An 8,777-nucleotide genomic window follows, 5' to 3' on the forward strand; every position below is an offset into this window, starting at 1 on the left:
CACTCCCCTGCGGTCAGTACGTGACGTCCTGCGAGCGGCGGCGGATCACGGTGACCTCGTCGCGCTGGTTGCCGGTCGGGCCCAGGTAGTTGAAGGCCCAGGTGAGCTGGGCGTAGCCGCCGATGAGGTGGCTGGGCTTCATCAGCAGGCGGGTCAGCGAGTTGTGGATGCCGCCGCGCTTGCCCGTCGTCTCGGTCTTCGGCACGGCGACGGTGCGTTCCTGGGCGTGGTGCATGTAGACCGTGCCGGCCGGCATGCGGTGCGAGACGACGGCGCGGGCGGTGACCACGCCGTTGCGGTTGACCGCCTCGATCCAGTCGTTGTCCTTCACCCCGATCGCCTCCGCGTCCTGGGGCGCCATCCAGATCGTCTGGCCGCCCCGGGAGAGCGCCAGCATGAAGAAGTTGTCCTGGTACTCGGAGTGGATGGACCACTTGTTGTGCGGGGTCAGGTAGCGGACCGTCACCTCGTGCCCGCCGTCCTCGCGGGTGCCGGGGCGCGGCTCGCCGAAGAGCTGGTTCATGTCGAGCGGCGGCCGGTAGACCGGCAGCGCCTCACCGACCTCGTGGATCCAGTCGTGGTCCAGGAAGAAGTGCTGGCGGCCGGTGAGGGTGTGCCAGGGCTTCAGGTGCTCGGTGTTGATGGTGAACGGCGCGTACCGCCGCCCGCCCGACTCGCTGCCCGACCACTCCGGCGAGGTGATGACCGGCACCGGCGCCGCCTGCGTGTCGGCGTAGGTGACGCGCTTGCCCTCGTGCTCGGCGGAGAGCTGGGTGAGTTCCCGCCCGACCCGCTCCTGGAGGGTGCGGAACCCCTGCGTGGCCAGGCGCCCGTTGGTGGTGCCGGAGAGGGCGAGGATGGTGTCGGCCGCCTTGACCGCGGTGTCCAGCGCCGGCCGCCCGTCGGCGGGACCGCCGAGGACGACACCGTTACGGGCCCTCAGCTCCTCGACCTCCTGGCCGGGGTGGAGCGCGACGCCCTTCGCGGGCAGCCCCAGCTTCTCCACCAGCGGCCCGAGCGAGGCGAACTTCGCCCCGACCGCCGTGTAGTCCCGCTCGACCACCGCCAGGTTCGGCAGGGTCCGCCCCGGCACCGGCTCGCACTCCCCGCGCCGCCAGTCGAGCGCCACCCCGCCCGGCTGCGCGATCTCGCCCGGCGTGTCGTGCTGGAGGGCGCTCGCCACCACGTCCTTGCGGACCCCGAGGTGGTTGGCGGCCAGCTCGCTCAGCCGCCGGGCCAGCGACAGGAAGATGTCGAAGTCGGTCCGCGCCTGCCACGGCGGGTCGACGGCCGGGGTGAACGCGTGCACGTACGGATGCATGTCGGTGGTGGACAGGTCGTGCTTCTCGTACCAGGTGGCGGCCGGCAGCACCACGTCGGAGAGGAGGGTGGAGGAGGTCTGCCGGAAGTCCAGCGAGAGCAGCAGGTCGAGCTTGCCCTCCGGCGCCTCCTCGTGCCAGCGCACATCGCGCGGGCGCAGCCCCTCGGGCGCCTCGGCGGCCCGGAGCGAGGACTGGGTGCCGAGCAGGTGCTTGGTGAAGTACTCGGCGCCCTTGGCCGAGGAACCGAGCAGGTTGGCCCGCCACAGCGTCAGCACCCGGGGCCAGTTCTCCGGCGCGTCCGGGTCCTCGCAGGCGAAGCCCAGCTCCCCGGATCTCAGTTGCCGCACCACCTCCGTCACCGGGTCGTCCAGGTCGCCGAGGTCCAGCGGGTTCCGGTCGAAGGTCGGGTACGAGGGCATCCACCCCGAACGCGCCGCCTGCGCCACGCAGTCCGCGCCGGTCATCCCCGCGAACGCCCCGTTGCCCAGCGGCGAGGAGAGCACGTCGGCGGGGTAGGTGTCGTACCGCCACTGGTCGGTGTGGAGGAACCAGTAGGCGGCGCCGATCGCCTGGCGCGGCGGGCGGCTCCAGTCGAGGGCGCCGGCCAGCGTCGCCCAGCCCGTGGAGGGGCGGCACTTCTCCTGGCCGACGTAGTGGGCCCAGCCGCCGCCGTTGCGGCCCTGGCAGCCGGTGAGCTGGAGCAGGGCAAGGAAGGTGCGGTAGATGGTCTCCGAGTGGAACCAGTGGTTGGTCCCGGCGCCCATCAGGATCACGCAGCGGCCCCGGGACTTCTCGGCGGTCCGCGCGAACTCCCGGGCGATCTTCACCGCCTTCGCCGCCGGCACCGAGGTGTGCGTCTCCTGCCACGCCGGGGTGCCCGGCTGCGAGGCGTCCTCGTACCCGGTGGGCCAGCTGCCCGGCAGACCGGGCCGCCCCACGCCGTACTGGGCGAGCAGCAGGTCGAAGACGGTGGTGACCAGTGGTCCGTCCGGGCCGCCGAGCCGCGTCGCGGGCACGCCCCGCCGCAGCACCTCGCCGCGTCCCTGGCCGTGCGCCCCGCCCTCGGTGTCGAAGCGGGGGAGGAGCACCTCGACGCCGGCCGCCACCGCGTCGCCGTGCAGGGAGAGCTGGGGGACTACCGAGCCGAGCGCGAGATTCCACTTCCCCTTGCCCGACTCGGTCCAGCGGAAGCCGAGCGAGCCGCCCGGCACCGCCGCCCGCCCGGTCGCCTCGTCCAGGACGACCGTCTTCCACTCGGCGCCCTCGCCGGTGTCCCCGAGGTCCGAGGCGCGCAGGAACTTGGCCGGGACCAGCGCGCCGTCCCGCTCGGTGAGGGTGACCAGGAACGGCAGGTCGGTGTAGGAGCGCACGTAGGAGTCGAAGAACTCCGTGGTCCGGTCGACGAAGAACTCCTTGAGCACCACGTGCCCCAGCGCCATCGCCAGCGCCCCGTCGGTCCCCGGGTGCGGGTGCAGCCACTCGTCGGCGAACTTGGTGTTGTCGGCGTAGTCGGGGGAGACCACCACGACCTTCTGGCCCCGGTAGCGGGCCTCCGCCATCCAGTGCGCGTCCGGGGTCCGGGTCACCGGGACGTTCGAGCCCCACATCATCAGATAGGCCGCGTCCCACCAGTCGCCCGACTCCGGGACGTCCGTCTGGTCGCCGAAGACCTGCGGGGAGGCCACCGGCAGGTCGGCGTACCAGTCGTAGAAGGAGAGCATCGGCGCGCCGATGAGGCTCATGAAGCGGGCACCGGCGGCGTGCGAGACCATCGACATGGCCGGGATGGGGGAGAAGCCCGCGACGCGGTCGGGCCCGTACGTTCCGATGGTGTGCACATGGGCGGCGGCGGTGATCTCGATCGCCTCGTCCCAGGAGGCGCGCACCAGCCCGCCCTTGCCCCGCGCCAGCTGGTAGCGCCGCCGGCGCTCCGGGTCCGCCTGGATGTCCGCCCAGGCCAGCACCGGGTCGCGCAGCCGCTCCCGCGCCTCCCGGTAGAGCTCCAGCAGCACCCCGCGCACGTACGGATAGCGCACCCGGGTAGGCGAGTAGGTGTACCAGGCGAAGGCGGCGCCGCGCGGGCAGCCGCGGGGCTCGTACTCGGGGCGGTCCGGGCCGACCGAGGGGTAGTCGGTCTCCTGGGTCTCCCAGGTGATGATGCCGTCCTTGACGTACACCTTCCAGCGGCACGAACCGGTGCAGTTGACGCCGTGGGTGGAGTTGACGACCTTGTCGTGGCTCCACCGGTCCCGGTAGAAGGCGTCCCCCTGGCGGCCGCCCTTCAGCTCCTCGCTGTGCAGGTCGGGCGCCGTGGTGCCGCGCCGGAAGAACCGTCCGGCACGCAGGAGTGCCGCGTCCGGCTCGGACGGTGTCGTCGTGTCGGTCACCTGAGGCGCTCCCTGGGTCGGGCCGTGCTGCGACCGTAGGAGCGCCGCCCGCGGCCCACCTCCCGGCACGGTCCGTCAGGGGCGCCGCCGACCGGGTGGTGTGCCCGGGGCCGGACATGCCGGTGCCCGGGCTGGGGGTTCGCACCCCGGCCCGGGCACCGGCGACTCTGGGGGAGAGGTCAGAGCTTCAGCAGCCGCTCCGACGCCTCCCGGTACGACTGGAGGGCCACCCGCAGCCGCTCCGTGTCGGGCTCACCGGCCGGCTCCTCCCAGCCCGAGCGCAGCACCCGCCGCTGCTCGGCCAGGGCCTCGGTCACCCGTCCGGCCAGCTCCGCGAAGACCTCGTCGGCCTCGGCGACCGCCTCCCGGGGCCGGTCGACGAAGCCGTTCACGGCCCCCTGGAGCCGGCCGGTCCAGCGCTCGCCCTCCCCGGCACCGAACATCGGGACCTGCGGGGCACCGTCGGTCTGCGGGGCGCGGGGCGCCGCTTCCTTGCCGCCGGTCGCCCCGGCCGCCTTGTCCGCGGTGTTCTTCCCCGCCAGCGGCTGAGGCTTCACCGTGGTCCGGTCGCCGCCCACCGCGTCGTCACCGACGGTGCCGGCGCCGGTGCCGGCGCCGGTGCCGGTCGCCCGGTCGCCCTGAGCCTGGTGAGGCACGTCGGCCGGGGGCCGGCCGGGGGTGCCGGCCTCGGCGGGCCGGGCACCGTCAGGGGCGCCGGCGGGCGTGCCGGTCAGGTCGGCGGCGCCCCGGGGGGTGCTGCCGGACTGGGGGCGCGGGTCGTTCTCCACGATGGTCTCCTTCTCCGGGGGGTTCTGGGTGTGCTTCGCTGCCCACTTGCCGCTCTCGGCCGCCATGTCCGTCAGATCCCCTTCGGGGTACGGGCGTCGGCCGCCGGCGTCTCGGGCCGGGCCGTGGCCGGGATGTCGTCGTGGGCCCGGGGGGTGTGGGGGTCGTCGCCCGGCTCCGTGTGGTCGGCCGGGCGGCCGGCCTGCGGGTGTCCGGCCGAGCCGGTGAGCGCCTCGTACAGGGAGCGGGCGGAGAGCAGCGACTCACGCATCCGCTCGGTGTCGCCGCCGTGCTCGGCGGCCTTGCGGACGGTGCGGTAGCCCTCGACCTCGTGGGCGTGGTGCACCGAGAGGGCCGCGATCTGCTCGTCGCCCTGCTCGGGGCCCGGGTAGCCGCGCTCCTGGGCGAGCCGGGCGAGCAGCGCGCCGGCGTCGGCCATCGCCTGCTGCGGCGAGTCGACGAAGCGGCGCTGCACACCGGCCCATTCGGCCTCGTACCGGGCGAGCGACTCGGCGTCCAGCGGACGCTCCTCCAGCGCACCGTGGCGCTTCACCCGCTCACCCAGCTCCTGCCGGGCGGCGGCCTCGTCGCCGTTGTGCCGGGCGAGGGTCCGGTCGTACTCGGGGCCGAAGCGCTTCTTCAGCGCGGGCCCGGTGTTCTCACGCCTCATCAGGGCGTAGGCGGCCGCCGCCACGACGATGACGGCCGCGACGATGATCACGACTGTGAGCATGGCTGTTCCCTTCGGCTCCGGTGTGCAGGGGTGCGGCACCTCCGCCGGACGCGGTCGCGTGGCGTCGGCGGGGCGCGGGGGGAACCGGCGTCGGAGCCGGCTCCCGGAAGCGTTCTCTCCGGTGAGGCACGGGCCCGGCGGGCCCGGTGCCGGGGCCGCCGTACCTCCCGGTGCTGACCGCATGCCCCGAAGCGCACCGCCAATGCACGCGCAGGTGAGCGAAGCTGGAATGAAGGGTGAAGGCCCAGCTCAGCGGCGGTTGCCGGGACCTTCCGCCGGGGTCTCGCAGCTCTCGGCGAAACGGCGCAGGGTGGCGGCGATGTTGCGCCGCTGGAAGTCGGCGAAGGAGCGGCCCGAGGTCACCGCGTGGTCGAAGAGCCACGCGGCGGCGTCCGGCCAGCCCCGCCGGTCGTCCGTCCACGTCTCGGTGACCCGCGTGCCGCCACCGGGCTCCGCCGCGAAGCGGTACTCCCAGGTCGCGATGGGGCCGCGCACCACCGGGCGGCGCAGCCCGATGGCCCGCACCTTGAAGGCGAACCGCTCCCCGGGCTCGGCCGCCGTCACCGTGCACCGCGTCGTCCACCGCACGAGGCCGCGCCGGTTGCGCCCGTCGAACACCATCCCCGGATACGGAGCGCCGTCCTCCCCGCGTACCACCGCCCCCTCGTTCTCCGGACTCCACCGCCCCATCCCGGCCGGATCGGCGATCAGCGCGTACGCCTCCCGGGGCGCGATCGGCACGACGACACTGCCGGAGACGGTCAGGACACGGGGCACGGCTGCTCCTGGAGGGTGGTCCGGATGAGGGTGCGGCGCACGCTACAGGGCCCCGCCCGGCCCCCGGACGGCGGGCACCGCCCACCCCCGTACGATCCGAGGACCGGGCCCGCGGCCCGGTGAACCGCCTTGTCAGCACCCCGTACCGAGAAGGACCACCGTGCCGATCTACGCCGTCACCTACACCTACGCCGACGACTCCGCCGCCGCCCGCGACACCCACCGCCCGGCCCACCGCGCCTACCTCTCGACCCTCTCCGAGCAGGGGATCAACCTGGTCTCCGGCCCGTTCGGCGCCGACGAGCCGGCCGGCGCCCTGCTGCTCTTCCGCGCCGGGTCCAAGGACGAGGTGCTCGCCCTGACCGAGAAGGACCCGTTCCGTGTCGAGGGCCTCGTCGCCCGCACCGACGTGGCCGAGTGGCTGCCGGTGCTCGGCCCCCTCGCCGGCACCTTCGGGACCAGCTGAGCCGCCCCGTCCCCTGGCGCACCACCGCTCGGCGGACGCCAGGGGACGATCCCCCGCGCGGCCGGGCGAACCTCAGGCGCGCATCAGCCGGTCGGCGCCGCCGGTGTGGCAGGGTGACCCCGACCGCAGTCGTACCGGCAGTCGTACCGAAGGAGGCAGGTCATGACCGCCGACCCTCTGCCGCAGCGGCAGATCGAGGACCGGCTCGCCCAACTCCCCGGCTGGGCCCTGGAGGACGACGGGATCACCCGGACCTACCGGCTGGGCTCCCACTTCGCCGCCGCCGCGCTCACCACCCACATCGCCCAGGTCCAGGACGAGCTGAACCACCACTCCGACCTGACCCTCGGCTACGACACCGTGCGGCTCGCCGTACGCACCCACAGCGCCGACGGCGCGATCACCGCGCTCGACCTGGACCTCGCGGCCCGGATCGAGCAATTGGCACCGGCCCACGGAGCGCACTGACGTGCTGGACTACACACGCGAAGCCGCCGTCTACGACGCCACCCGCGGCGGCGTCCCCCGCGCCAGAGCCGCCGCCGAGGCGGTCGACGCCCTGCTCCCCGCCACCGCCCGCGACCACCTCGACCTGGCCTGCGGCACCGGCCTGGTCAGCGAGCGCGTCGCGCGGCCCGGCCGCCGCGTCGTCGGCGTCGACCTGGCCCCGGGCATGCTCACCGTCGCCGCCGGACGGCTCCCCGGCCACGCGCTGCGCGCCGACTGCCGCCGCCTGCCCTTCACCGCCGCCGCCTTCGACTCCGTCTCCGCCGTCTGGCTGCTCCACCTGCTGGACGACGCCGCCCCCGTGGTGGCCGAGGCGGCCCGGGTGCTGCGCCCCGGCGGGGTCTTCGTCACCACCGTCGACAAGGCGGACGCGCACGACGTGGGCAGCGACATCGACACCCTGGTCGGCCCCTACCGGCTGCGCCAGGTGGCCGACGCGCACGCCACCGTCACCGCCCTCGCCGAACAGCACGGCCTCACCCCCTGCGGCGAGGCGCTCTTCCAGGGCCACGGCCAGGGCCGCACCCCCGCCGAACTGGCCCGCAGGGTCCGGGCGGGCGACATGTACCGCGAGGGCGGCAGCGCGCTGGCCGCCCGCCTCGCCGCCCTCCCCGACCCGGACACCCCCCGCCCCGAGCCGGTCTTCCGGCTGATGGCCTTCCGCGCCGCCTGACCCGGACGCGCCGCCTCCGCTTGCCGCGACGGCAACACGACTGGCCCGCTCGCCCCGCCCGTACCAGGCTGGAGGCAGCACCGGGCGAGCGGAGGGCGGCGTACATGAGTGAGCAGGGCCACGGGCACGGCCACCAGCACGGGCACGGCCACGGGGATCTCGACTGGTCCGTGATGGGGCCCGTCATGGAGCGGGAGGCCGAGGTGAGCCTCCCGCTGTACCGGGAGATCGCCGGCTGGGCCGCCGAACGCAGCGAGCGGGTCCCCGGCCCGGTCGTCGACGCGGGCAGCGGCCCCGGCGTCGTCGCCGCCCTCCTCGCGGAGATCTTCCCCGACCGCGAGGTGTACGCCGTCGACGCCGAGGCGGCGCTGCTGGAGCGGGCCGCCGACCGGGCCCACCGCACCGGCCTCCAGGAGCGGCTCCACACCCACCGGGCCGAACTCCCCGGCGGCCTCGACGCGCTGCCCGCCGCCTCGCTCGTCTGGGCCGGGCGCTCGCTGCACCACGTCGGCGACCAGCGCGCCGGGCTCGCCGCCTTCGGCCGGGCGCTGCTCCCCGGCGGCCACCTCGTCCTGCTGGAGGGCGGTCTGCCGCCGCGCACCCTCCCGCGCGAACTGGGCTTCGGGCGGCCCGGCATCGAGTCCCGGCTCGACGCCGCCCAGGAGGAGTAGTTCGCCGGGATGCGCGAGTCGCTGCCCGGCACCGTCAAGGAGACCGAGGACTGGACGGCCCTGCTGGAGGCCGCGGGACTGCGCCACGTCGCCACCCGCAGCTTCCTCCTCGACCTGCCCGCCCCGGTGCCCTACGAGACCCGCGCCCACCTGATCGCCCAGTGGCAGCGCCGGCTGGACCACGTCGAGCTGGACCCGGTGGACCGCGCCACCGCCGGCCGCCTCCTCGACCCCGAGGACAGCGCCGGCCTGTACCACCGGCCCGACCTCTTCCTGCTCAGCGCCCAGACCGTCCACCTGGCCGTACGCGAGGAGTGAGCCGGGCCCGCACACGACAGTGCCCCGCACCGCGCGACGGCGGGTTCTATTGATCCCCGCAACACCCTGGAGTTCAGGGAGTTGCGGGGGTCGTGGATTTTGAGGCGCTGAAGGCGAGGTTCTTCGAGGCGCTGGAC

General features: G+C 74.7%; 7 protein-coding genes and 1 pseudogene. 4 read left to right on the forward strand and 4 right to left on the reverse strand.

The genetic code is table 11. The features are described 5' to 3' along the window. Positions 1–13 precede the first annotated feature (13 nt). The 4 genes from IF45_RS0104835 to IF45_RS0104850 form a co-directional block, all read right to left on the reverse strand. Positions 14–3,709, reverse strand: coding sequence for a nitrate reductase subunit alpha (locus tag IF45_RS0104835; RefSeq protein WP_030305682.1), 3,696 nt, complete (start codon positions 3,707–3,709; stop codon positions 14–16). Between the two features lie 179 nt (positions 3,710–3,888). Next, on the reverse strand, positions 3,889–4,563 hold the full coding sequence (locus tag IF45_RS0104840) for a hypothetical protein (RefSeq protein WP_030305684.1): 675 nt from the start codon (positions 4,561–4,563) through the stop codon (positions 3,889–3,891). 5 nt (positions 4,564–4,568) lie between these two features. Then, positions 4,569–5,228, reverse strand: coding sequence for a hypothetical protein (locus IF45_RS0104845; protein WP_003951943.1), 660 nt, complete (start codon positions 5,226–5,228; stop codon positions 4,569–4,571). 249 nt (positions 5,229–5,477) lie between these two features. Continuing rightward, a complete protein-coding gene (locus IF45_RS0104850; protein WP_030305686.1) occupies positions 5,478–6,005 on the reverse strand; it encodes an SRPBCC family protein in 528 nt (175 codons plus the stop codon). Between the two features lie 160 nt (positions 6,006–6,165). Here IF45_RS0104850 and IF45_RS0104855 point away from each other — a divergent pair, with 160 nt between their 5' ends. The 4 genes and pseudogenes from IF45_RS0104855 (at position 6,166) to IF45_RS31245 (ending at position 8,640) form a co-directional block, all read left to right on the forward strand. Continuing rightward, positions 6,166–6,471, forward strand: a complete 306-nt coding sequence (locus IF45_RS0104855) for a YciI family protein (RefSeq protein ID WP_003951945.1) — start codon at positions 6,166–6,168, stop codon at positions 6,469–6,471. A 162-nt stretch (positions 6,472–6,633) separates the two neighbouring features. After that, positions 6,634–6,939, forward strand: coding sequence for a 4a-hydroxytetrahydrobiopterin dehydratase (locus tag IF45_RS0104860; protein WP_003951946.1), 306 nt, complete (start codon positions 6,634–6,636; stop codon positions 6,937–6,939). Position 6,940: 1 nt separating this feature from the next. Continuing rightward, entirely contained in the window at positions 6,941–7,651 is a 711-nt protein-coding gene (locus tag IF45_RS0104865; RefSeq protein ID WP_030305687.1) for a class I SAM-dependent methyltransferase, read from the forward strand. A 104-nt stretch (positions 7,652–7,755) separates the two neighbouring features. Further along, a pseudogene (locus tag IF45_RS31245) lies at positions 7,756–8,640 on the forward strand (class I SAM-dependent methyltransferase). Positions 8,641–8,777 lie beyond the last annotated feature (137 nt).

Origin of the sequence: Streptomyces albidoflavus, from assembly GCF_000719955.1 — a bacterium.
Lineage (GTDB): Bacteria > Actinomycetota > Actinomycetes > Streptomycetales > Streptomycetaceae > Streptomyces > Streptomyces albidoflavus.